This window comes from Anaerocolumna sp., assembly GCF_032079385.1.
Classification (GTDB): domain Bacteria; phylum Bacillota; class Clostridia; order Lachnospirales; family Lachnospiraceae; genus Anaerocolumna.
In genome coordinates, this window is the sequence record NZ_DAMAUC010000031.1 from 1 (window position 1) to 23,856 (window position 23,856).

Below are 23,856 nucleotides of genomic sequence, written 5' to 3' on the forward strand. Positions count from 1 at the left end.
ATCCTTAATAACCAGCCCTGTTTCCGGATTGGTTAACTCTTTAATCCGTCTGGCAATGGCTTTTGCCTCAATTTCTTTTGCCGTATATTCTTCTTCCTCCTGGCTGACCTCTTCCTCTTTAAAATCAACTACAAACTCTTCTTCATTCTCCCTTTCTTCCTTGGGCTCTATATCTATCAGCATAAGCTCGGTATCCTTTGAGATTCCCATTTCTTCAGTTCCAAAGTCAGCTCCCGGATACAAGGCCACCTTATGGTCATACTCAATGTTACCCAGTTTCCTGGTCATAATCTGCTCAAACAGAAAGTTTATGCTGTTTAATACCACTGCTCTGCTTCGAAAATTCTTATGAAGGTCAATTCGTTGATAAAGATTATCTTCTGTGCTATATTCCATATATTTTTCCATAAATAATTCCGGTCTTGCCAGTCTGAACTTATAAATGCTCTGCTTTACATCACCAACCATAAATAGATTCGGTTTTCCAATACGTTCTTTTGATATACTGTTTAGAATTTTTTCCTGAACAAAGTTACTATCCTGATACTCATCGATTAATATTTCTTCATAGTATTCACTTAACTCATCTGCTGCATGAGAGGGTTTCTCTACTCCATTTTCTCTTTGTACCAGAATATTCAGAGCAAAATGTTCCAAATCATTAAAATCCACCAGGTTTTTGTCCGCTTTTTTATCAGCAAATGCAGCGGCAAAATCCTTAGTTAAATTTATCAGCACTTCTACCTGTCTACTCATAGCCTGAAGGTCTGCAAGCATATCCTCCGGTGATTGAAAGAAATAATTCTTTTTCAGATCAGTGATTACCTTCTTAATATCATCCCGGATGGCTTTTACCTGACTTTTCTTATCTTCACTTACCCCTTCTTCCTTTTTACCGGAAAGCCTTACAAATTTAAAGTCCGAAAGGGCGGTACCATAATCCTCATAGTCCTGAAGCTTTATTAGATCCTCCAATAATCCCATATCACATTGAAGAGCAGGAATATATGCAGCGGGACCATCGGCTTCATTACATATGCTTAAAGCTTCCCTGCATCTATCCATCATATCCCTAACCATAGAATGGATATTATCAAGTAAAGCTATCATCCAGTCCGTTTTCTTCATATCTTCTACCGAACTAAGGTTGAATGTACTCTTTTTCTCCTCTAACCACTCATCCGGCCAAGGGTAACTCATAGAGAAATGATATAGTTTTAAAACCAGATCTTCTATTTCATCATCGGATTTTCCGGTTGAAAAACTTTCTATAAAATCCAGAAAGTCTTCTCCACCTTCCTCATAATAATCCTCTAGTAATTCTTCTAAAACATCGGATTTTAACAGCGTAAGCTCTGCTTCGTCTGCAATTCGAAAGGAGGGGTCTAAATCAATGGTATTAAAATGATTTCGAATGACATTCAGGCAGAAACTATGAATAGTGGTAATCTGGGCACTGTGAATTAAAGTCATTTGCTTTTGCAAATGTGCACTTTCAGGCATTTCCTGGATTTTCTTATCAATAGCTTTTCCGATTCTTTCACGCATTTCCGCAGCTGCTTTATTGGTAAAGGTAACAATTAACAGCCTGTCTATATCCACAGGATGTTCTCCCTCAGAAATCATGGATATAATACGCTCTACCAACACAGCCGTCTTACCAGAACCTGCTGCGGCGGAAACTAATATATTACGGTTTCTAAGATCAATTACTTTCTTCTGTTCCTCTGTCCACTTCATCCCTGCCATTCCTGTTCCTCCTTTCCATCATTTCCTCCCACACTTCCTCCTTAGATAGGGAATGTAAGTTACGGTAACTATTTCCTTCGATTCTGATATCAAAGCCGCATATACTGCTATAAGGACAATAATCACAAGCAGTGCGTTTTCCCATCCGGTATGGCTTAATTCCCGTATCACCGTCTAAAATCTTTCGCCCAAACTTAGATACGGTTTTCTTCACAAAATCCTCCATGCTCTTTAATTGTCCTATCTCTGCCACGCTGGAGCGTTTTGTAAAGGAACCGTCCTTACTGGATTCTACGGGAATGGTATCCGATTTCACCGATGGCATAATTCCATCATCTTCGGATTTAAAACTATGATCTAAGTGTTTTACCACGTCTTTATTACTATTTACAATACCATTCATCTTAAGTTCTTTTAATATACTTGCCTCTATCTGGCTGCTTTTCTCCACAATGGGATCGTCAATATTATAATAGAGAATAGCTCCGGGAATAACCTCTTTATCCGGATTCTCCCTTTCTAATAATTCCATAGCTGCATTCAGATAAATTGCTAATTGCAGCTGCAAGCCATAATAAACAGATAAAAGGTCAAAGGTGGTATTTCCTGACTTATAGTCAATTACTTTAACCATCAGCTTGTCTTTTTCTTCATAAGTATCCAGACGGTCAATTCTTCCCTGTAACCGGATACGTTCTTCTCCTGATAAATCTAAAGTAAGGCTATTTAATTGATTCCGGTCCGAGAAAAACAATTCAAAGGCAGCTGGCTCAAAATCTCCTTTTTTTATCTGCTGGCACAATGCCCAAAGAGTCCGCTTGGTAATACGCTCCACTCTCTTAATGATATATTCCAGACGCTTTGAACTGGTTAAAATGGCATTTCCATACCCTTCTGCTGCTTCACGTACACATTCTTCTCCCCATTTATCCCTAATATCATCGGGAATGGTATGCCAGTTATATTCACTGGAGGCTAATTTTCTGGAAAAGCCTTCAATGGCATTATGAAAAATATTCCCCATATCCGGTACCGCCAGACGATATTCCTGCCTCTCCCTTAACTCCAGTCCAAAACTAATATAATGGGCAAATGCACATGCTGCAAACTGTTCAAATCTGGTAACACTGCCCATAAGCTGGCTTCCGTATAGTTCCTTTGCAATCCGTTTGGACAATCCCATATCCGTATTTACATAAAATACTGCATCAATTAGATTATGTATGGTCTGCTGATACTCCTCCCTGGAATTATAATAACGGAATAATTCCCTCCAGGTATCGGATACATCTTCATAAGGAAACCGTCTTAATCCATCAATTAAATAATCCACGCCGCCATCATTACCTATGATTTGTTCTAATGCTTCTGTAGATTCTTCCTCTTCTTCAATAGTAATCTCAGGGAATAACTTCTGAAGCACCCCAATCAGGTAAGAAGGCCTTAATGCCTTACCGTCTTCGCTGACCTTACTAAAGGTAACATACAATTTCTCCTGAGGTTTTGTCATGTTCAGATATAAATAAAATTGTTCTGTATATGCAGCCTGTCTTCTGGTAGGAGCCATTTCAATTTCGTGTTCTGCAAGCATCTCTCTTTCCAAATCCGAGAGGATCCCTCCCCCTGTATTACTTTTTGGAATAATACCGTCATTGACACCTACAAAGAATAAGGCCTTAATATCCTTTAACCTGGTACGCTCTATATCACCTATCACTACCTGATCCAGGCCAGGAGGAATTAAGCCCACTTTTGCTTCTGCCAGTCCGGCTTCTAAAACTTCCGTATATTCCTTTAGAGATAACTTTTCCTCCCCTAACAGTTCTACTAATTTTTCATATAATTCTATAACAATACCATAGATTTGCTGATATTCCTTTGCAGTAGATAACATATTTTGTTCCCCAAAATACCTCCGGTAACTCTCAAGCTTACCTGCTGCATCCATTTTTACTCCAAATTCATAAAGGGCAGCTGTATATTCCGCCACATTCTTACTACGGTCTGACAACACCTCATAAAGAGGCATAAGCTCCTCACAAAGCTGGAGCCTTAACTCATTAATCCGGTTTAGTTCCCCTTCCTGTTGTCCCCGATAAGTTCTTGTCCACTGGGTATTCCAGCGCTTCCTTCCACGAACTCCCAGGGCAATTACATAATTCTCCAGAATATCTGCATCTTCCCGGTCTATATTTCCCATTCCGCACCTTAGATAACGGAATACACTTTCATAATCAAAATCCTTCTTTGCAATATCTAATACGGAACGGATCAGTTCCACAAAAGGATTGGATAAAATATCTTTTTTCTGGTCAATAAAACAAGGAATGCCTGCCTTTTCAAATTCCTGTTCCGCGATTCTTCCATAAACTGCAATATCTCCGGTAATCAGTGCAATATCCTGATATCTATAATTCTCTGTTCGGATTAAATGTTTGATTTCCCGAATCACATATCCAATCTCTTTCTTACCTTCATGGGCAGCATGAATACGAATGCTGTCCTGTTCCTTATCATAACTTACACTTGGATATCTGAAAATATTTCGCTCCAGGGCAGCCAATGGCGGACTATTAAGATAACGGTAAGGTACTTTAGAAGACAACTCTTCTGCATAGACTGGATTATCTATGTGAGTATCTTCCTCCTTCGCCATATCCATTAATCGCTTAATTGTTTTCTTACTTAAATGAAACAGCTTAAATTCTTCATCTACTTTACGGATATCTTCTCTTGGATCAATCGTTACCGTAATAAGAACCTTTTTGGCTCTCTTCATTAAAATGGTCAATAGTTTATACTGCGCCGGCGTAAATCCCGTAAACCCATCCAGACATATTATACTGTTGGATATCATCTGTGATTGATCTATCACATTACATAGAACATCCAGAATTTCTTCCGCTGTTATGTATTTCTCATTCATATATTCTTTAAAGCCATTATAAATAACAACAATATCATGGAGCTTTGCCCGAAGCATTGGTTTATTCTTAGCCAACTCTTCCATCTCCTGAAGCTGCTCTATCCCAATGCTATACTGATAAATTTCAGAAATCAGTGATTTTAGTTCATCAATAAAACCCTGCTTTTGAACATCATGATTAAATAGTTCTAATTCTCTCTTCTTATTGGCCACAATCTTACGAAGTACCATGCTTTTACCGGTATCTTCAAGAACTGGTACATCATTTCCACCCACCTCATCAAATATCCGGTAAGCAAGGCGAAGAAAACTTAAAATATCTATATTCATAGTACCGCTCTTTGGATGCATGGAAACAATATCTTTCTGTGTCTGTAGTGTAAACTGTTCCGGTACGATAACCAGGTAATTGGTGTCTGGATTATCCATGGATTTTGCTATTACTTCCTTATATAGTTGATAAGATTTTCCTGCTCCGGAACTTCCTAGAATCAGCTGTAATGACATGTTTCTTAGCCTCCTTACATCGTACATTTAAGTTTATATAAACTTATTTCATAAGTAATGTTTATCTATAAATAATCAAATATCTTTTTTCTATTACGATAATACTAACATTTCTTTTTAAAAATAACAACCATATACAGTATCTTACAGATACTAGCCTATTGGCATAAAGTGAAAATATATACTTAAAATGTTGCTTTTTCCCAATGGTCGTGTATTTTACTATTCTATCAGAATTACAGTACAATATTCCAATACAACTGCTGCCGTAAAATTATATAATTTATTTGTGAGAGGGGATTAAATGGACCAGATATTAAGAGTAATTTCCATGATTGGAATGTATGGAGTTTTTATTACCCCAGTAACCTTAATAATTGGTATTATTAAGGCAATCAAAAGTGAAGGCAAAGATTCAAAATTTTATACTGGATTAGCAATAATAAGTGCATATCTAATAGCAATTCCTTTAATTTACAATTCGCTGTATGGTTAATTCAAAACCATATTAGTTAACAATATAAAGTTTATAGATAATTATATTTTTCTTCTAAGTAAAGGAGCACTTCAGACTGAAGGCTCCTTAATGTATTGTCGTTTTATGATGAACGACTAGCAACACCTTAAACCATTATAGAATACGTATTATATTTTGATACATAAAAATCATAATACGCCTCACCCTGAGGCCAAGTTGCCTGAACCTGAAATATATACCCTGATTCTCCTAAAGGTATAATCAAATTGTCTTTCATTACATCCGAATATTTGTAATTTGTATAATAATTTTCCCTTATTCCCGCATAGCACTCCGGCCAATATAGTACCTTATAAGAAGTTGGTCTAAATGAGAAACTTAGTTTTAATGTCCTAACACTATAAGGTATCTTTATTTTTGTAAGCAAATCTACTATATCTAAAGGATGACTCAGATTTTCTGCTATTGTATGTGATTCCATACCATGCTCATCCATATATTTCCAGCTTGCATAATTGCCTTCTACACAAACTGTAATAGGTTTATCATCGATTATATAATAAATATACATTACCGGAATGTATTTCGATATTATTGTTATAGGCATATAATTGTTTGCCAAGATTTATACATACTCCACATAATTGATACAATATATTATATGCTCAATGACAATGGTATTGTGAAAATAAGTATTATAAATAAGTATTTCTTCATTTTTTAATCTCATGTATGTTCCATATACTCTAACATTTTTTTCTATTTAGCCATTTGATTTACCATAATAATCCCGAAGTGCAAACTTCGCCGAATAGATATGCTTTTCTCTATGCTTCCAACAGACTTTGCAATTCTACAATATTTGCTCCAACATCTTTGGGACTATGAGCATCTGATGCAGTCAGAATCCTGACTCCTTTACTTTTGAATACTTCCAGCATCCCTCTGTTCATTCCACATTCACAATCCTTACTGTAATTTAAATGCAACCCTCCGCTCTGTTCTGCATATAGATGATATTTATTTAATAAATGAGCCAATTTGTTATAAGTATCTAAAAGATCATAGGAAGGTTTATGACCAAAAACTTTAATACTATCGGGATGAGCAACACCGGTAAATAAACCACTTGAAATTAAACTTTCCATTATTTCGTAATATCTTCTATAAGCTTTATCAACGTCTATAGAATTCCAAAGTTCTTTCCTGTGGTCAAATCCGAATTCGTCAATCCAATGAACAGAGCCGGTAATAAAATCGTATGGGTAACTACTTGTAACTTCCTTAATCAGATTTTCATAATCTTTAAAATAACAAACTTCCAATCCAAACCTTACTTTAATTGGATACGTTATTTGCTTTGCCTGATTAATCAGATCAATATAACTTTGGATAGATAAGTTCCCGTGATTTTTCCGCTTGAACCACTCTCGTTGATAATCATTATAATTACATATAGACTCATACATGTCCATAAATTCAATAAATCTATGACTATGTTCCAATAAATAAATTTCATCAAGGCCCTGTTTTACTGCTGTTTGAATAAATTCATTTAGCCATTCAAAAGTATATGGTCCCCTCTCAATATGAATGTGGCAATCCATCATTATTTTATCCCCCTGGTTATATTTATACCAAATGTTCTCCGAATAATTGGGACACGTTTTACGACTTCATACTATTTCCCCTTATCCATGTATTATTTAAATTCCTCATAGCTTACTATACTATCAACTATCAAGTCACTAAAATGCATACACTCTAAACTAAATCTATCCACATTTAGTAATGATATCTTTATGATTATCCTCAATAAATAGATATGCCTTATTTAAAAAGTCAGCCATATTTTCTCGTTCTTTAAATAATTTTATAATATACTCTTCGATAGGATTATCATTTATAGTGTTACTATAAAAAACTTCATAAGCTTTTTGGGGATATGGTGCCACTTCCTGCATTTCTTTTATATTTAAAGTAGGATCAACGGCCATTTCCTCCAAGAACCATAACACATCTGGATAAGAGGGCTGCTCCAATAATGTGTACCCATGCATTGCCTTCCACTTTTCAAATAATATAAAATGATTTATCTCATGTACGGATGCCCGCATAATAACTTCTTCTGCAGTCTTATAATGTATCCAATATTCCTTGGTAAGCACATTTCTTGGGAAAACTGCATACAGCCCCAAATAACATGTAATCTCCGGATGTTCCTTGGGCCATTCAACCTCAAACAAATCTAACATCTTAGGAATAATAGCAGATTGAAATACTGAAAGCTTATAAAAAATTTCTTTTTCTCTTTCCTTCATTTCCTTATTATTTTTTTCGTACTCACTGCACATCATTTTCTTAACTACATCATAAATATCTTCCTTGGTCATACCAAGTTTTATGGCTGCAGCTAATTGAGGAAATGCACGAAATACCCTTTCCTTAAAGGGCAGAGTATTATTCTTCTCAGAAAAATCAGGATATAGTAATTCCGCAATTGACTGAGTATTGTATTCTATATCTGATATCTTAACTTTAATTTCCGGAATGGTCATATAACTTTGACACCTCCTGTATACTGAGATAACATCATTTATATCATTAATTGTATAGTGATTATTCTTTCTAAGACTTTCTTAATATTCCCCCATGATAGCAAATGAATGTCTCCACATCACAATTCATTAGTTTTGCAAGTGATTCTTTTGCATGATCCAGGTTTAAGGTATATTGAGGATTAGCAATAACCAACTGATTATTTTCTAATACGGCAGCATCTCCGGTTATCATAGTCTTTTGATTCTTTATATACAAAGATAGGTGACCAGGGGTATGTCCTGGAGTTTCAATGATTTCGCAACCTCCGCACCAGTCCATATTTTCACCTCCGTGTACAAGAATATCCACCTTAACCGGTTTTACTTTTCTTAAAATTTCACAAAATGCCTCTCCAAATGCCTTCTGCTCTCCGCTTAAGGTGCTTTGCATTGCTTCAGCCTGTTCCAAACGCAGGTATTTCTTTTCCCCTCCAATATAAGGTGCTTCAGTTTCACTTGCGACAACCTTAATATTAGGATATTTTGATTTAAAATCTGCCAATGTCCCCATATGATCATGATCGTGATGAGTTATGAATATCTTGGTAAGCTGGTTACAATCCAAGCCTTTTTCTTTCATGGCCTCTTCTATAACAGGCATAAATCCTGTATATCCGCAGTCAACCAGTACCATTTCCTTATTATCCTTTAAAATAACCGGATAAATTACATCTTCCGTATCACCAAACTTAAAATTTATATTTAATACAATAATTTCTTCCATATATATTTACCTTCCATTTCTTAGGTTTCATTCATTTCTAGTCTCTATTTTATATACCAAAAATTCCTATTTATAATATAATACAAGTTATTATTTAAATCAATGATTATCTCTCCTTTTATAAAAGTATACTTTATTTAATTCTAATATAATAGTTTACTTTTGAACTATTATATTATATAATGTTTTTATTCGGAAGGAGGTTAGGTTGAAAAACATTGTTTTTTCAGCCGGCAATTTATGCCTGCGCACAAATTATTATCCTTATCCCAAGGCGCTAAAGCGTCAGAATGGAGGTTCTTATGAAAGAAAATATTAACATTCTTATTCATTTTTCTTATATTGCAAAAACATATTGGCAGTTTATTCAAGAATCCATGAAAGATTCTTCATTTTCACCTAATGAAATGAACTTAATGCTTTTTCTTGCCAATAACAAAGCGGATACCGCTATTGATTTTGTAAAAGAAACCGGTGCTTCAAAGTCGCTTTTAACCCGTTCCGTGGATTCTCTGACAGATCAGGGTTACATAAGAAAAGAACCGGATCAGGAAGATAGACGTTTCACCCATTTAAAGCTAACTGAAAAAGGCGAAGAAATTGCTTTGAATCTTAGAACTTTACGAAGTAATTTTATGAAAGAATTAGCAGGTAACATATCGGAAGAAGAGTTTCTCGCCTTTCAGGAAATCTTAGAAAAGATGAAACAAAATATTCTAAAGTGAAAGGATGAATTAGTTTTGGAACAAAATTCAAGTATGGGTACTGAAAAAATCGGCAAGCTAATGTTTCGTTTGTCTCTTCCTACCATCATTGCCCAGGTAATTAATGTTTTATACAATATTGTTGACCGTATGTATGTTGGCCATATTCCGGAGGTTGGCGCAGATGCTCTAACCGGCTTGGGTGTTAGTGCACCTTTAATACTTATTGTATCCGCATTTAGCATGTTGGTAGGGGGAGGCGGGGCACCTTTAGCTGCTATTGCCTTAGGTAAAAATGATAAAGAAGAAGCAGAAAAAATATTAGGTACCGGAACGGTTATATTAACCATCTTATCCATTGCCTTAACTATAAGTGTATTAATATTTAAAGAACCTTTACTTTATCTGTTTGGTGCAAGTGATATTACGTATTCCTATGCTAACGAATATACTACTATTTATCTATATGGTACTATCTTTGTACAGTTTGCTTTAGGACTAAACCTGTTTATTACCTGCCAAGGACAAACCAAGATTGCTATGCTTACGGTATTAATCGGAGCCATTACAAATATTGTATTAGATCCAATCCTTATCTATGGCTTCGGTATGGGCGTTAAAGGAGCCGCTATTGCTACCGTATTTTCACAAGGTTTAAGTGCAGCTTATGTTGTATTCTTTTTAATCTCCAAAAAGTCCATTATTCGTATAAGATTAAAATATCTTAAGTTAAATTTAAATTATACGATAAAAACAATTTCCTTGGGGATTTCCTCTTTTACCATGCAGGTTACCGAGTCTGCTATATTAATTGTATTTAATAATGGTTTATTAAAATATGGTGGTGATATGTACGTAGGTGCCATGACCATTATGCAAAGTGTTATGCAATTATTAACAATTCCAATTCAGGGATTCATTCAGGGAACACAGCCAATTGTTAGTTACAATTATGGGGCAGGTAAATATGATCGTTTAAAAGAGACTATGAAATTGTCTTTAAAAATCACTGTTGGTGCTACTGCCGGATATTATGTGCTGGTATTCTTCTTCCCCCATTTATTTGCAAGAATCTTTACTTCGGAACATGAATTATTAAACTTAGTCACTAAGATTCTTCCGATATTTATGGGTGGTATGTGGTTATTTGGAGTGCAAATGTCCTCTCAAATGTTCTTTGTAGGAACCGGCCAAGCGGGAAAATCCTTATTTATTGCTCTTTTACGTAAGGTAATCCTTTTAATTCCTTTAGCAATTATATTACCTAACTTTTTTGGAGTTATAGGTGTATTCTACTCTGAGCCTATTGCAGATCTTATTTCTGCATCCACTTCCGGCTGTTTATTATTCTACAGTTTAAAGAAATTAAAAGCCTTATCTTGACCTGTGATTTGGTCAAATATTGACTGCAATATAACTTCTTAAAATAAGGCTGTCATCCATAAATATTTTAATAAGAGATTCTACCCTTTCATCATAGCGGAGAATCTCTTTTTGTCTTATCTTTCGTAGTTTTTATGGATTATTTTAATATGTTTTGATTTGAATTACCGGGGAAAAAGTAATCATAATTTTTCTTTTTCTTTAATAAGATATATAAAGCATAACTGAACTTATACCAGAAAGGCATGGTGCATCATATGTCAAAAACGAAGATTTTCGTAATTCACTTAAAAGAAATTATATATACGGCAATATTTGCTGGTTTGGGCATTCTTCTAATCCTTTTACTTATTATAATGTTCCTGAACAAGAAGGAGGATACTGCACCTACCATGGCATCTACCCAATATACCCCCGGCGTATGGACTTCATCTATTCTTATGAACGACACATCACTTAACATAGAAGTTGTACTGGATGAAGAACACATTAATTCGATACGTGTTGTAAACATTGATGAGGCTGTCACTACTATGTATCCACTATTAGAGCCTGCTTTAAACGACATTATTGAACAATTAGAAGATGGTGTTAGCCTTGATTCCATTACCATATCCGATAATCACAAATATACCCAGCAATTGCTTCTTGATGCAGTAAAAGCAACTATAGCCAAAGCAGAAAAAGTTGTTTCGGATAAGTAGTACATAAAAATAAATTGTAATTCTGGGCGTAAATTCAGCATGGCTGAATTCTATATACGAAGAATCTTACCTTTATAAGGAGATTCTTCGCTTAATTCATCTATGCTGAATTTACGCTCAGAATGACAGTTTTACAATGGACAACCCTATTCTAAATTTATCTTTTGCAAATCCTCCAGCCATAATGCTGCACTTGCATCGCTTGGCATACGAAGATCACCTCTGGGCGAAAGGGCTACGGAACCAACTTTGGGTCCATCCGGTAAACAAGAGCGTTTAAATTGTTGTGAAAAAAATCGGCGGTAAAAGGTCGTAAGCCATTTGTATATTATCTCTTTCTCATATTCATCTTGAAAAGCAGCAACCGCTAACCGGAATATTTTTGACGGCGTGAAACCAAAGCGTAATATATAATACAGGAAAAAGTCATGGAGTTCATAAGGGCCAACCAAATCCTCTGTTTTTTGTGCTATCTTTCCATCTACCGGCGGTAATAGCTCAGGACTTACCGGCGTATCTAATATATCCAGAAGTACATCTTTTAAAGAATCTTCTTTTGCAGCATTTGCCGTCTCCGCAAAGTAGGATACCAGATACCGTACTAAAGTTTTTGGTACGGAGGCGTTTACTCCATACATGGACATGTGGTCACCGTTATAGGTAGCCCACCCAAGTGCAAGTTCTGACATATCTCCGGTTCCAATTACCAAACCATTGCATTGGTTGGAGATATCCATAAGTATCTGGGTGCGCTCTCTTGCCTGGGAATTCTCATAAGTTATATCATGAACTTTGCTGTCGTGTCCAATATCTCTAAAGTGAAGGGTAACTGCCTCTTTAATCGGAATTTCCTTTAAGGTAGCTCCAAGGTGTTTTGCCAGTGACAAAGCATTTTGATAAGTTCTGTCCGTTGTTCCAAAACAAGGCATAGTTACTGCAATGATACCTTTTCGGTCTAATCCCAATAAATCAAAAGCTTTACAAACAATAAGCAAAGCCAAAGTAGAATCAAGACCACCGGATAATCCAATTACCGCTGATTTTAAGCCCGTATGTTCCATCCTTTTCTTCAATCCATATGCCTGAATATTACTGATTTCCTCACATCGTCTATCTCTGTCAGCCTTTATGCCCGGTACAAAGGGTGCTTTATCAATGTGTCTTGATAAAGCAATTTCGTGCAAATCCATAATTTTATTAAACTGAAACTCCACCACAACATGTTCCTGCTGTCCCACTGGAATAAAGGTTGACATTCTGCGGCGTTCATTCATTAACCTTTGAATATCTATTTCGGATGTTATAAACTGATTCTCGAACCGCATTGACTCACTTAATACAGTGCCATTCTCGGCAATTAAGTTATGCCCTGCAAATACCAGGTCCGTAGTGGATTCTCCTTCTCCTGCATCTGCATAAATGTATCCGCATACTAATCTGGCTGATTGATTTTTTACTAAGTCCCGTCTATAAATATCTTTTCCGGTAGTTTCATCACTGGCAGATAAATTAAGAATTAAACTTGCACCTGCTAAAGTATGTCCTACACTTGGCGGATTAGGTACCCATAAATCTTCACATATCTCTATACCAATAGTAAGAGCAGGCAGGTTCATGCAGCGAAACAATATATTAGTTCCAAAGGGCACCTCTTTCTCTCTTACCTTTATATATTCAGGGTTAATATTACCCGGATTAAAATGTCTTGCTTCATAAAATTCAGAATAGTTAGGAAGATGTTTCTTCGGAACCAAGCCCAGTAGTTCTCCATTCTGTATCACTGCTGCTACATTATACAGCTTTCCATCTTTACATATAGGAAGCCCTACTGCTGCAACTACGTCCAAACCTTTCGTATAATCCACAATGCTCATAAGCTGTTCTTTTGCACTATTAAGTAAAGTGTCCTGTAAAAATAAATCACCGCAGGTATAGCCTGTAATACATAATTCAGGAAAAACTAAGACCTTCACCTGATTATCTTCTGCAATATCAATAATTTCTTTTATTCTGTCTCCATTGAAATTACATCCTGCTACCTGAATCTTAGGGGTAGCGGCTGCAACCTTAATAAATCCATCTTTCATATCAGCACCAATGCCTTTCAGATTTTGAATTCTAAAAAAGGCAGCTACTGCTGCCCTTTCTCTTTGGTTAAGGTACCCGAAACGCCGTTTCTCGTATTTTGACTCCTAGCCAAGCTAGGTGGGTTTCCGCAAATAAGCCTCTGTCTTCCACTGCAAACGGTGGCCTGACATAATCTTACTAATGTAGGAGTCCCTTTTTAAATCATGTAGGTTCAAAATAACGAGAGTTGTCGAACATTCCAGGAACCTTATCTTTGTATTTATTATATCTCATTTAAATGTAATGTTCAAGTATTTATGTCAAAAAATGTACAATACAGAACCTGTCTAAATACAATAATTTGAGACAAAACAAGTCAATTTCTTTCTTTAATTAAATACAGTGAAACGAACAGCTTATCCATTCCTTCTTCATGAAAAATATATCATAAAGGTCAGATATCAAGTTCCCCAACGTAATCCTCTAAACATTGAAAATAGAATACAAACTCCGTTCCGTCCCCAACTTCACTATAAACTTCAATGGTACCGCCATGTTTTATTGCTATTTGTCTGGCAATTGCAAGGCCAAGGCCAGAGCCTTTTTCATTTTGCTTTAATTTTGATTTATAGAACTTATTAAATATACTCTTTAAATCTTCTTCCGGTATTCCAATTCCTTCATCCTGAATGGATACTCTTAGTTTATCCTTTATTGATAAATTTATGTGTATGGAGGAATTTTCCGGTGTAAACTTAATGGCATTATCCAAAATAATAAGAAACATTTGTCTCAATCGGTCGTAGTCACCCATCATCATATAAACATTCCGGTCACGGTTCATTTCAACGGCAATATTCTTTTCACTGCTGATGGCAGAGACACTTCTGATTAAATCATCGAATATCTGAACCACATTTACAGGTTCTTTTTCTATTATAAAATCAGGGTTCTGCATTTTAGAAAGCAATAGCAAATCCCCTACCAGGCGTTCCATACCCTTGCATTCCTTTAACATTCTGTCATAATACTGGGCTACTTTCTCCGGGTCAGTTACCACCCCATCCACTAAAGTTTCCGTATATGCACGAATAACAGTTATGGGCGTACGAAGTTCATGAGATACATTTGCGAAGAAATCTATACGCATTTGATCCCTGTTTTGTCTTTCCTTTTCATTTTCCGACAATTCGCCCGCCAGAATATCAATAGATCTTGCCAAATCTCCTATTTCATCCTGTCTGTCAATATCCGTTTTACTTTGGTATTTCCCATTAGCCAGTTCTAAAGCAGTAATGCGCATTTTTGATATAGGATTGGATAATCCTTTAGCAAATACTATAGCAATAATAAAAGATATAAACAGTGCCACTAAAATACTGAGGATAATCAAAGACATACTATCTTTAATTATTTTATTCTGCCCAGCTACCTGAGAAACCAGCATAACAATTCCCACTACTTCGCCATTGACGCGAATGGGTTCCCCTACAATTGCAGAAACACCGCCAAACTGCTCATAATAGCCATTCCTGGACATGGTCTGATTCAGACGAAATACACCTTCAATAACTTCTATGGCATCTCCCGGCAGGTCTATATCATCCATTACTACATTCTCCAGACTTTTATCCATGGGCTTTGCAGCATTTGGATTAGATATTGTCCAAACATCCGGCTCTTCATCATCTAATTCACCAAGTATTACAAGATATTCCAGATAACTTTTTTCCTCATCATTAATAATGGCCTGCTGCAGACGTCGGGTAATACTTTTTGCTTGTTTTTCCAGTTTCTCTTTATAATCATTCATGGTATTGGTTTCATATAATTTCATGAAAATAATACCGATTAAAACTGCAAAAACGGTCAGCATAACAGCATAATTAAAATACACTTTTACAAAAAGTCTATTTTTTGCTTTTACCTTATTCATTTTTTGCATATCTACTTTTTCCTTCATAGTCACAGGCGTTTATTCTTCCACTTCGAATTTGTATCCTACTCCCCAGATTGTTTTGATTTCCCAATTCGGATGTTCTACTTTATCCAACTTCGCTCTTAAACGTTTGATGTGGGAATCCACGGTTCTGCTGTCTCCAAAATAATCAAATCCCCACAGGCTGTCTAATAAATTATCTCTAGTAAATACCTTATTCGGATTCTTAACAAGGGTCCACATAGTTTCTATTTCTTTCTTTGTAAGGGATACCTTTTTTTCTCCGATATGTAATGTATATTCATCCAGATTAATTATCAAATTGCTTATTGTTATGGTATTGCCGGATTTTATGTCTTTTTCGGTTCTGGTCATTCTTCTTAATACTGCTCTGATTCTTGCCATAACCTCACTTGGGCTGAAAGGTTTTACTATATAATCATCTGCCCCTATGTCCAATCCCATAATTCTTTCAAAGTCTTCCCCTCTGGCTGTAATTAAAATAACAGGAACATTGGATTTAGCTCTGATCTTCCGGCAGACCTCATAGCCATCTTCTTTCGGCATCATAACATCTAAAAGCACGGCTGCCGGATTATAATGTTCAAATAACCTTAAGGCTTCTTCTCCATCATAAGCAACCACCGGCTCATATCCTTCTTTTTTCGTATAAGTAGATAATACATCGGTAATATCATGATTATCATCTGCTATTAGTATATATTGCATAGCACATCCTCCTTATTATTACTTTATACATGAAATGTATACTTCTATATTTATTCAGCAATCATTTTGATAAATGCTTCTAATTGCCTTTTATGCAATCCAAAAAGAAAAGGCAGATAAATTGTATCATAAAACCTTTTCTTCTAAAAAACTATAGTATTTATTATATCGTAAGTTCATGTTTAAAAACAAGAGTAAAAACAAAGAATATGCTTTAAACCTTTATTAAATTCTTACGTTTTTTTTAAGATTTGCCATCATTCTGACAAAAATTGAATATATAATCACTCTATAATCAAAAGATTCTATGATTTACCATAGGATCAGAGGAGTGAAATATTTTAATTTACTAAATATTTCATATATTGGAGAGGATACAGCCATGAGAAATAACTTATTTAAAAAGTGTTTCATTATACTGGGCTTGTTTTTATTCTTCACTTTATTCGTTCCTATTCCGGTTGCCGGTAATATTATAGTCGCAAAAGCCTCTGATACCCAAACAGAGCAAAGCGACATCAAACTTAATGTTAAGAAAGTATCTATTATAAAAGAACGTACTTATGCATTAAAAGTATATAATATAACTGACAATCACAAGGTAACTTTTAAATCCAGTTCTGATTCCATTGCAAAGGTTGATGGAGATGGAGTCATAACAGGTGTTGATTTTGGTGATGCAACAATTACTGTTACTGTAAAAGATGGTTTTAAAACCGTTACAACCTTAGAATGTGAAGTTACGGTGGGACCGCCTGCACTTAGCGTAAAATTAACTAAGTCAGAAATCACATTAACTGTTGGACGCAATACTACATTAACAGTTATTTTAAAACCAAATAATACGGTAGAAGAAGCTAAATTCTCCAGTAATGATACTTCCATCGCAACTGTTAGTGTAGGCGGACGTATTACAGCAAAATCAGCAGGTGTAACCTATATTTTTGCATCCATTGATAATGGTAAATATGATGTATGCAAAGTTACTGTAACAGAAGAAGAAGCTAGTGAGCAAACAAGTCAGGATAGTAAAAGTCAAAGCAATAATGAAGCCAAAGAAAGTAAAAAAGCAGATAAAAAAGAATAAACAAGGCTAATAAAATCAGCTTGTACGTAAGCTTAGTGAAAAGTACTATTATAATAAGCAAACAATTTAAGATCATATTAAAAATGTCATTCTTTGAGAGAACTCTCTCTTAGAATGACATTTTTCATTAGCTATTCTACCTCATTAAATACCTCTGTTTGAACTACCTCTATATTTTCAGCTTCTGAAACAGCTTCTGTATTGTTATCTTCTGTATCATTATCTTCACTACCTACTGTTTCTTTTTCTCGGGATACCTTAGATTTTAAAGCCTCCATAAAGTTAAATCCCGTCATGGCTTCTATTGTCTCCGGTAACTGGCTGATGATTTCCGTAACATATCCGGATACCTTTGCAGCACCTTGGGAGTCGGAACCACTTCCATTGTCAATAATAACAATTTTTTCAGTTTTTGTTAATGGCTCAGCAACTGAGGCTGCAATTTCAGGAAGTTTTTCAACAATCATCTGGGTAACCGCTGCATTGTTGTATAATTTATATGCTTCCGCTTTCTTTTCCATAGTCTCTGCTTCTGCAATACCTTTGGCACGGATAGCTGCTGCTTCTGCTTCACCTTTGATACGAATGGCTTCCGCTTCTGCCTCTGCTTTTACCTTAATAGCCATACTATATGCTTCTGCTTCTTTTAATTCAGAGTATTTTCTCGCGTCTGCTTCTTTGCTGATTCTGTAAGCATCAGCATCTGCTTGCTTATTAACAGTGGCAAGAAGTTCTTTTTCACGTCTGACAGCTTCTTTATCCTGAATCTCGCTTTCTTTTTCCTTCCTGGTTAACTCAACTAACATGGCCGTTTCAGTTACTTCCTTGGCTACTTTGTTTTTCTCAATTTCGTAAGCCAAGTCCGCCCTAGCCTTTGCTGTTTCTTGTTCTTCACGATAAGCCTGAACCTTTAATTCTTTTTCTTTACTAGCTTCTGCAACGTGGGTATCTGCTAAAATCTTGGCTTCCGCTCCCCGCCTTTCGGATTCGGAGGTTTTAACCTGTGTTTCTCTTTTTGCTTCTGCCTCTGCTACTGCTGCATCTCTTTTAACTTCTGCAATTCTTGGTTTACCCAGTGCTTCCAGATATCCGTTTTTATCAGATATATCACGGATGGTAAATGCCTTTAATTCCAATCCCATAGTTGCAAGTCCAACTGCTGCAACCTCCTGAACCTGGGAAGCAAATTTTTCTCTGTCCTTATAAATCTCTTCAACGGACATTTTGGAAATAATTTCGCGAAGCTTTCCTTCCAGTACGTCTTTGGAAGTATCTTTAATAATGTCGATGGTTTGTTGCTCTCTGCCCGTATTAAACTGCTCGATGGCACTTAGAATACTTTCTTTATCACTCTTAACTTTGATAACTGCAACACCATCTGCACGGATATCAACCCCCTGTTCCGTCATTGCACTTTCCGTTCTAACCTCAATCTTCATGTTTTCCAACGAGATTTTATCGGTACGCTCCAGTAAAGGTACAACAAATCCGCCTCCACCGGATATGACCCTTTTCTTTAAACCGGTTACAACAAGTGCTTTGTCTTGGGGAACCCTTTTCCACATGGTGGTAATCAGAATAATAAAAAGCAAGATGACCCCAATAACAATTCCTGCAATATAAATTGCTTCCATACTTTATCCTCCTTGTTTAATTATTTATATTCATGCAGATTCCAAAAGACCTACACTAAATATCAAAAAGTGACACATAAAATATATAATCTGTTATCCAGCATATTACCACTTCCTGTCCCGCTTTAAACGCCTCTCCGTGAATACCTTTGGCAGGAGATGTGTAGCTGTTTCCATTTATCACATAGGATATTTCTCCAAAGCCATTTTCTAATATTGCTTCCCTAACCGTAGCACGAAGCCCCACAAGGTCCTCTAAATCAGGTGTACTTGTATTTTGTGCTTTCTTTAAAGGCCTGATAACAAATAGATTCATTAATGTGGACATTGCTATTCCGGCAGCAAGAGCAAAAAGTACAATTAAAATTACGCTCAACGTCGGAAAGTTATACAATATAAGCCACCCTACTCCTCCAAATACGGTTACAAAAAATATCAGTAAAATTGGGCTGATTGGAATAAAAATACCAAGTCCAATATCAAAATCCAAGTCCAGACCATCAATACCAATTACTTCAAAAATATTACCGAATATCAGGGATAGCAGCATTAGCCCTATACCCACAAAAAAACATACTTGAAATACTGTTAACAAAAGAACTCCTCCTTACTTTCAGGAACATGCATAAACTTTTCTATGTTTTACATGGTAAAGATTTGTATTTTGTATTTATTATACAATACTGGATAAGATTTTGATAGTACTAATATATACATACTCTATTAAAAGCATTTTAATAACAGTTAAGAAATTGATTAAAAATTACTTTAAAATTTGTTTCTTGATTCATGCCTTTATATGTGTAAATTTTTCTATTTTAAGAATAATTTGACATTTTTCTTTCTATGTGATAAATTATTTATATCGTTATATTTTTGTATCGATAGAATATTTTTTATGTTTTAGGAGGGTTTTTATGAAAAAGGGTATAGTTAAATGGTTTAATGCAAAAAAGGGTTTTGGTTTCGTTACTGACGAAGAAGGCAATGACGTATTCGTTCACTTTTCAGCGCTTAATATGGAAGGCTTCAAAGCCTTAGAAGAAGGACAAGAAGTTGAATTTGAAGTAGTAGACGGCGAAAAAGGACCTCAAGCAGCAAATGTAACAAAGCTTTAATTGGTGCTTTCCCTTGAAAATAGTAAACGTGACCTTCAAGAGTATAGGATTATATGAGTTAGTGTAAATCATAATCATTCTATACTCTTGAAGGTCATTTACATTATAATAATAAATCGGATAATTTTACTGCCTTAATAATTAAAACCGTCCATTATATTAAGAAATTACAAAATGATATTATAAGAGGAATAAAATGAACATAGCTATTTTAAGTGATATACACAGTAACCATACTGCCTTAAAAAGATGCATCCAGCATGCTTTACACAGAGAAATTATACACTTTATCTTTTTAGGCGATTATATTAGTGATTGTCCATATCCACAAAAAACAATGAGCCTGCTATATGAATTACAGGATAAATACAATTGCTGGTTTATTCGGGGTAATAGAGAAGAATATATGCTTGATTATCGAAAAGCTGGAGAAAAAGGCTGGTATTACAGTTCCTGCTGCGGATCTCTTCAATATACTTATGAAAATCTTACGGGACGAGATCTTGACTTTTTTGAAAGATTGGATAATAAAGGGGAATTACAGATTGCCGGATATCCTTCTATTTCTTTCTGTCATGGCTCCTTGACTTCAACAAGAGAATTACTTCAGAAAGGTAAAGAAAATACCATTACTGCTTTAAAAAATCTGGATACCGATTTACTCCTATGTGGACATACTCACGTTCAAAGTACTTTTCAGTACGGTAATAAAAAATTAATCAACCCCGGCTCTGTTGGCGTCCCCTGGTACTATAACGGCAGAACACAATATGCAATTTTACATGGTAAATATGGCGTTTGGGAAGAAGAATTTGTCCAATTAGAATATAATGTAGAAAAAGTATTGGAAGGATACAAGGAATGTGGACTTGATTGGAAGGCTCCTATGTGGACTGTTCTTACACTGGAAGTATTGAGAACAGGAAAAGACCGAACAATGCCTGTATTGTTACGTGCTACAGAATTATGTAAGGAAGAAACCGGTACAGCTAACTGGCCTGATATTCCCGATAAGTATTGGGAACAAGCTGCTAAAGAGGTAGGAATAAGATAATATGAACCCTGATTAATCACTCACTGTCTCATTGACGAGGAGTGGTTAATCGGGGTTCTTTTTATAAAAATTCTGTTAATCAGTTTTCTGATTCCCAGTCCATAATTCAAATAAATATCCATGTTACTACAGTAGCTGCTTGGGCTTAACTGGCAAGATTTTTCTTCTTTTTTTCTTCATTTATAATAAATCTATTTCATTTAATTTTTATTAATCTTTCCCTTTACCATAACAAAATCAACCTGAATATTCTCATCGAAAATAATTAAATCTGCATCTTTACCTTCTCCAATAGAGCCTTTGGAAGAATCTATTTTAAGGAGTCTTGCGGGGTTAAAAGTCATCATCTTCACAACCTGATATAAAGGAGCCTCCGTTAATCTGTAAAAGGTTCGTACAAGCCTGTCTGCGGTTGCCACGCTTCCTGCAAAGGAACTTCTGTCCGGTAGTTTTGCTACCTCATCCTCTACTATTACATCCAATCCGGTATCCTTATTACCTAAGACATAGCTGCCGTCAGGCATACCTGCCCCCCGCATAGAATCTGTAACAAGGCATATTTTATCCGGACCTTTTATTTTATAAATTAATTGAAGTAATTCTTTCGGCAAATGCTTTCCGTCTGCAATTACTTCCACATATAATTCATCCAGAAGATAACCTGCTTCAATAGCCCCCGCCACCCGATAAGAATTCTTTCTGGTTACTGTGGACATTGCAGAGTAAAAGTGAGTCAATGCACTCAGACCATTTTCAAAACTTTCATATACTTCTTCGCAAGTGGCATCCGAATGTGCAAGGGAACTAACAATCCCCTGTTCTCTAAGTACACGAAGAAATTCTTTGGCACCTTCTAATTCTACTGCAAAAGACCAGCGGATAATTCGGTTTGTTTTAGCCAGCACCTCCAGATATTCCTTTTTGTCCGGATTTCTTAGATATTTTGGATCTTGGGCTCCTCTTTGATTATATGAAAAATAGGGTCCTTCCAGGTGTAACCCTAAAATATTTGGGCAGCCTTCTCTGCTTAAATCTACTTGATTAAATAAGTCAGTAAAATCAAGTAAGGATTTATGAGTACCTGTAATAGTAGTTGGTACAATGGAAGTGGTTCCATACTGCATATGTAACTTAGAAGCGTTATAAATAGCTTCTAAGCTCCCATCCATAAAATCGTATCCCCCTCCTCCGTGGGTATGGATATCAATAAATCCGGGAGAAAGGTATTTTCCCTCTACATCTATAATTTCATCATATGGTTCTTGAATAGCATCGTTATATACAACTTTGTGAATTATGTTTCCTGCCGTCAAAAGTTCTCCCTGCTTAATACCTGTGGTTGTTATAATTCTGGCATTTTTAAATAAGATTCTTTTCATAAAAATCTCCATTCTGCTGAAGCACCCTATATTAAGGCATCAGCATACTATTTGCAAAGCGAATTGCTTCACAATCATTATACTTTATATTTTTATTTTATACATTTTATACCAAAACTTTTATTCTATAAATAAGACGCGGAATCCTTATCCAGGAAAAGCGACATGCTGTTATGCATTTTAAGTATTGTTGCAGGTATACGGTCGGTAACCGGATTCTCCATCATATTTTTAATAGCATTGGCCTTTACTTTAAAAGGAACACTGGAAACTATATTCTTGCACTGCATGATTTGATATACCGTCATGGAAATTGCCTGGCCAGGTACTTCATTAATCGATGGGAACCAGCCTTCAGAAACCTGTTGCTTTTTGCAGGCTTCATCCAGATTTACTACAATATAAGCCTCTTCTGTCCCAAAGTCTGCCGGTGGATCATTAAATGCAATATGTGCATTTTCTCCTATTCCAATAAGTCCTAAATCAATAGGTTCCTTTCTGATTTCTTTGGTCAATTCTTCTATGGTTTCTTTTATGTTTCCCTCTCCATTTACCAGGTAAGCAGATTTCAGATTAATTTTGTCAATAAAACGTTCCTTTAAATATTTTCTGAAACTTGCCGGATGACTGATGGGCAAATTTATGTATTCATCTAAATGAAACATTTCCACTTTACTCCAATCAATGTCTGACTCAATCAGTGCTTTTAGTGTGTCAAATTGGGAAGCACCAGTAGAAAGAATAATTCTTGCCTTTCCTTTCTCAGCTATGGCTCTGTTAATAATATGGGCAGAATACGCTGCAGCCTCCTGTCCTAATTCAATTGAGTCTTTTAGTATTTTAATGTTCATCTTAGCAATCTATCCTTTCTTAATATGTTTCTTTTAAACCTGTTTTCATTAATTTTTTCTGTTTTCATTAATCTTTTCTGTTTTCATTAATCTTTTCTATTTTTACCATATTACAAGGTACTTTTTATATAATAAAGCTTTCGCTTTATGACTATGTGAACTGCTACAGGTACATATGTTAAAAATTTTTCACTTCTTTACAATATATTAGGTATAACATATA

The 23,856-nt window shown here is 35.6% G+C and carries 20 protein-coding genes and 1 other RNA gene; 7 read left to right on the top strand and 14 right to left on the bottom strand.

The annotated features are described in order from the left end of the window. Both RT261_RS18315 and addB read right to left on the bottom strand, forming a co-directional pair. The coding region (locus tag RT261_RS18315; protein WP_313134551.1) for a UvrD-helicase domain-containing protein at positions 1–1,749 on the bottom strand (1,749 nt) is incomplete at its 3' end. Next, the gene (gene addB, locus RT261_RS18320) at positions 1,706–5,182 is read right to left on the bottom strand and encodes a helicase-exonuclease AddAB subunit AddB (RefSeq protein WP_313134552.1); all 3,477 of its coding nucleotides are present in this window, start codon (positions 5,180–5,182) and stop codon (positions 1,706–1,708) included. The genes addB and RT261_RS18315, both read right to left, overlap by 44 nt. Positions 5,183–5,486: 304 nt before the next feature. Here addB and RT261_RS18325 point away from each other — a divergent pair, with 304 nt between their 5' ends. Continuing rightward, positions 5,487–5,678: a hypothetical protein gene (locus RT261_RS18325; protein ID WP_313134553.1), complete on the top strand. Its 192-nt coding sequence runs from the start codon at positions 5,487–5,489 to the stop codon at positions 5,676–5,678. A gap of 127 nt (positions 5,679–5,805) precedes the next feature. On the opposite strand, the gene RT261_RS18330 is transcribed toward RT261_RS18325, so the two are convergent. The 4 genes from RT261_RS18330 to RT261_RS18345 form a co-directional block, all read right to left on the bottom strand. Next, positions 5,806–6,267 (bottom strand): hypothetical protein, encoded by a 462-nt coding sequence (locus tag RT261_RS18330; RefSeq protein ID WP_313134554.1) that lies wholly within the window; start codon positions 6,265–6,267, stop codon positions 5,806–5,808. Between the two features lie 220 nt (positions 6,268–6,487). Next, positions 6,488–7,270 carry a PHP domain-containing protein gene (locus tag RT261_RS18335; RefSeq protein WP_313134555.1) on the bottom strand — a complete coding sequence of 261 codons (783 nt, stop codon included), beginning with the start codon at positions 7,268–7,270 and terminating at the stop codon, positions 6,488–6,490. A gap of 165 nt (positions 7,271–7,435) precedes the next feature. Next, on the bottom strand, positions 7,436–8,218 hold the full coding sequence (locus RT261_RS18340) for a hypothetical protein (protein WP_313134556.1): 783 nt from the start codon (positions 8,216–8,218) through the stop codon (positions 7,436–7,438). Between the two features lie 70 nt (positions 8,219–8,288). Then, on the bottom strand, positions 8,289–8,984 hold the full coding sequence (locus tag RT261_RS18345) for an MBL fold metallo-hydrolase (protein WP_313134557.1): 696 nt from the start codon (positions 8,982–8,984) through the stop codon (positions 8,289–8,291). Positions 8,985–9,286: 302 nt separating this feature from the next. Between RT261_RS18345 and RT261_RS18350 the strand changes: the two genes are divergently transcribed. The 3 genes from RT261_RS18350 to RT261_RS18360 all read left to right on the top strand — a co-directional run bounded on the left by RT261_RS18350 (position 9,287) and on the right by RT261_RS18360 (position 11,775). Continuing rightward, the gene (locus tag RT261_RS18350; protein ID WP_313134558.1) at positions 9,287–9,709 is read left to right on the top strand and encodes a MarR family winged helix-turn-helix transcriptional regulator; all 423 of its coding nucleotides are present in this window, start codon (positions 9,287–9,289) and stop codon (positions 9,707–9,709) included. A gap of 15 nt (positions 9,710–9,724) precedes the next feature. Beyond that, complete coding sequence (locus tag RT261_RS18355) at positions 9,725–11,071, top strand: MATE family efflux transporter (protein WP_313134560.1); 1,347 nt, start codon at positions 9,725–9,727, stop codon at positions 11,069–11,071. A 257-nt stretch (positions 11,072–11,328) separates the two neighbouring features. Further along, positions 11,329–11,775: a hypothetical protein gene (locus RT261_RS18360; protein WP_313134563.1), complete on the top strand. Its 447-nt coding sequence runs from the start codon at positions 11,329–11,331 to the stop codon at positions 11,773–11,775. Between the two features lie 146 nt (positions 11,776–11,921). On the opposite strand, the gene RT261_RS18365 is transcribed toward RT261_RS18360, so the two are convergent. From RT261_RS18365 to RT261_RS18380, 4 genes are all read right to left on the bottom strand, one after another. Next, positions 11,922–13,862: an NAD(+) synthase gene (locus RT261_RS18365; protein ID WP_313134565.1), complete on the bottom strand. Its 1,941-nt coding sequence runs from the start codon at positions 13,860–13,862 to the stop codon at positions 11,922–11,924. Between the two features lie 69 nt (positions 13,863–13,931). Further along, positions 13,932–14,111: non-coding RNA, 6S RNA (gene ssrS, locus RT261_RS18370), on the bottom strand. Between the two features lie 185 nt (positions 14,112–14,296). After that, on the bottom strand, positions 14,297–15,805 hold the full coding sequence (locus tag RT261_RS18375; protein ID WP_313134567.1) for a sensor histidine kinase: 1,509 nt from the start codon (positions 15,803–15,805) through the stop codon (positions 14,297–14,299). 12 nt (positions 15,806–15,817) lie between these two features. After that, positions 15,818–16,510 carry a response regulator transcription factor gene (locus RT261_RS18380; protein ID WP_313134569.1) on the bottom strand — a complete coding sequence of 231 codons (693 nt, stop codon included), beginning with the start codon at positions 16,508–16,510 and terminating at the stop codon, positions 15,818–15,820. 382 nt (positions 16,511–16,892) lie between these two features. On the opposite strand from RT261_RS18380, the gene RT261_RS18385 reads away from it, so the two are divergent. Beyond that, positions 16,893–17,597, top strand: a complete 705-nt coding sequence (locus RT261_RS18385; protein ID WP_313134571.1) for an Ig-like domain-containing protein — start codon at positions 16,893–16,895, stop codon at positions 17,595–17,597. A 131-nt stretch (positions 17,598–17,728) separates the two neighbouring features. On the opposite strand, the gene RT261_RS18390 is transcribed toward RT261_RS18385, so the two are convergent. Together RT261_RS18390 and RT261_RS18395 are read right to left on the bottom strand one after the other, a co-directional pair. Continuing rightward, on the bottom strand, positions 17,729–19,231 hold the full coding sequence (locus RT261_RS18390; protein WP_313134573.1) for a flotillin family protein: 1,503 nt from the start codon (positions 19,229–19,231) through the stop codon (positions 17,729–17,731). A gap of 55 nt (positions 19,232–19,286) precedes the next feature. Continuing rightward, positions 19,287–19,826 carry a hypothetical protein gene (locus RT261_RS18395; RefSeq protein WP_313134575.1) on the bottom strand — a complete coding sequence of 180 codons (540 nt, stop codon included), beginning with the start codon at positions 19,824–19,826 and terminating at the stop codon, positions 19,287–19,289. Positions 19,827–20,148: 322 nt separating this feature from the next. On the opposite strand from RT261_RS18395, the gene RT261_RS18400 reads away from it, so the two are divergent. After that, positions 20,149–20,349, top strand: coding sequence for a cold-shock protein (locus RT261_RS18400; RefSeq protein WP_313134577.1), 201 nt, complete (start codon positions 20,149–20,151; stop codon positions 20,347–20,349). A 196-nt stretch (positions 20,350–20,545) separates the two neighbouring features. After that, complete coding sequence (locus tag RT261_RS18405) at positions 20,546–21,403, top strand: metallophosphoesterase family protein (RefSeq protein WP_313134579.1); 858 nt, start codon at positions 20,546–20,548, stop codon at positions 21,401–21,403. Positions 21,404–21,603: 200 nt separating this feature from the next. On the opposite strand, the gene nagA is transcribed toward RT261_RS18405, so the two are convergent. Beyond that, the gene (gene nagA, locus RT261_RS18410) at positions 21,604–22,782 is read right to left on the bottom strand and encodes an N-acetylglucosamine-6-phosphate deacetylase (protein ID WP_313134581.1); all 1,179 of its coding nucleotides are present in this window, start codon (positions 22,780–22,782) and stop codon (positions 21,604–21,606) included. Between the two features lie 125 nt (positions 22,783–22,907). Continuing rightward, complete coding sequence (locus RT261_RS18415; protein ID WP_313134582.1) at positions 22,908–23,633, bottom strand: glucosamine-6-phosphate deaminase; 726 nt, start codon at positions 23,631–23,633, stop codon at positions 22,908–22,910. Between the last annotated feature and the right edge of the window lie 223 nt (positions 23,634–23,856).

Bases quoted from the DNA above. Each gene is read 5' to 3' on its own strand.
- RT261_RS18350 (WP_313134558.1), top strand. From the start codon at position 9,287: ATGAAAGAAAATATTAACATTCTTATTCATTTTTCTTATATTGCAAAA.
- addB (WP_313134552.1), bottom strand. From the start codon at position 5,182: ATGTCATTACAGCTGATTCTAGGAAGTTCCGGAGCAGGAAAATCTTAT.
- nagA (WP_313134581.1), bottom strand. From the start codon at position 22,782: ATGAAAAGAATCTTATTTAAAAATGCCAGAATTATAACAACCACAGGT.
- RT261_RS18385 (WP_313134571.1), top strand. From the start codon at position 16,893: ATGAGAAATAACTTATTTAAAAAGTGTTTCATTATACTGGGCTTGTTT.
- RT261_RS18340 (WP_313134556.1), bottom strand. From the start codon at position 8,218: ATGACCATTCCGGAAATTAAAGTTAAGATATCAGATATAGAATACAAT.
- RT261_RS18405 (WP_313134579.1), top strand. From the start codon at position 20,546: ATGAACATAGCTATTTTAAGTGATATACACAGTAACCATACTGCCTTA.
- RT261_RS18365 (WP_313134565.1), bottom strand. From the start codon at position 13,862: ATGAAAGATGGATTTATTAAGGTTGCAGCCGCTACCCCTAAGATTCAG.
- RT261_RS18380 (WP_313134569.1), bottom strand. From the start codon at position 16,510: ATGCAATATATACTAATAGCAGATGATAATCATGATATTACCGATGTA.
- RT261_RS18345 (WP_313134557.1), bottom strand. From the start codon at position 8,984: ATGGAAGAAATTATTGTATTAAATATAAATTTTAAGTTTGGTGATACG.
- RT261_RS18400 (WP_313134577.1), top strand. From the start codon at position 20,149: ATGAAAAAGGGTATAGTTAAATGGTTTAATGCAAAAAAGGGTTTTGGT.
- RT261_RS18360 (WP_313134563.1), top strand. From the start codon at position 11,329: ATGTCAAAAACGAAGATTTTCGTAATTCACTTAAAAGAAATTATATAT.
- RT261_RS18390 (WP_313134573.1), bottom strand. From the start codon at position 19,231: ATGGAAGCAATTTATATTGCAGGAATTGTTATTGGGGTCATCTTGCTT.
- RT261_RS18375 (WP_313134567.1), bottom strand. From the start codon at position 15,805: ATGAAGGAAAAAGTAGATATGCAAAAAATGAATAAGGTAAAAGCAAAA.
- RT261_RS18415 (WP_313134582.1), bottom strand. From the start codon at position 23,633: ATGAACATTAAAATACTAAAAGACTCAATTGAATTAGGACAGGAGGCT.
- RT261_RS18325 (WP_313134553.1), top strand. From the start codon at position 5,487: ATGGACCAGATATTAAGAGTAATTTCCATGATTGGAATGTATGGAGTT.
- RT261_RS18330 (WP_313134554.1), bottom strand. From the start codon at position 6,267: ATGCCTATAACAATAATATCGAAATACATTCCGGTAATGTATATTTAT.
- RT261_RS18335 (WP_313134555.1), bottom strand. From the start codon at position 7,270: ATGATGGATTGCCACATTCATATTGAGAGGGGACCATATACTTTTGAA.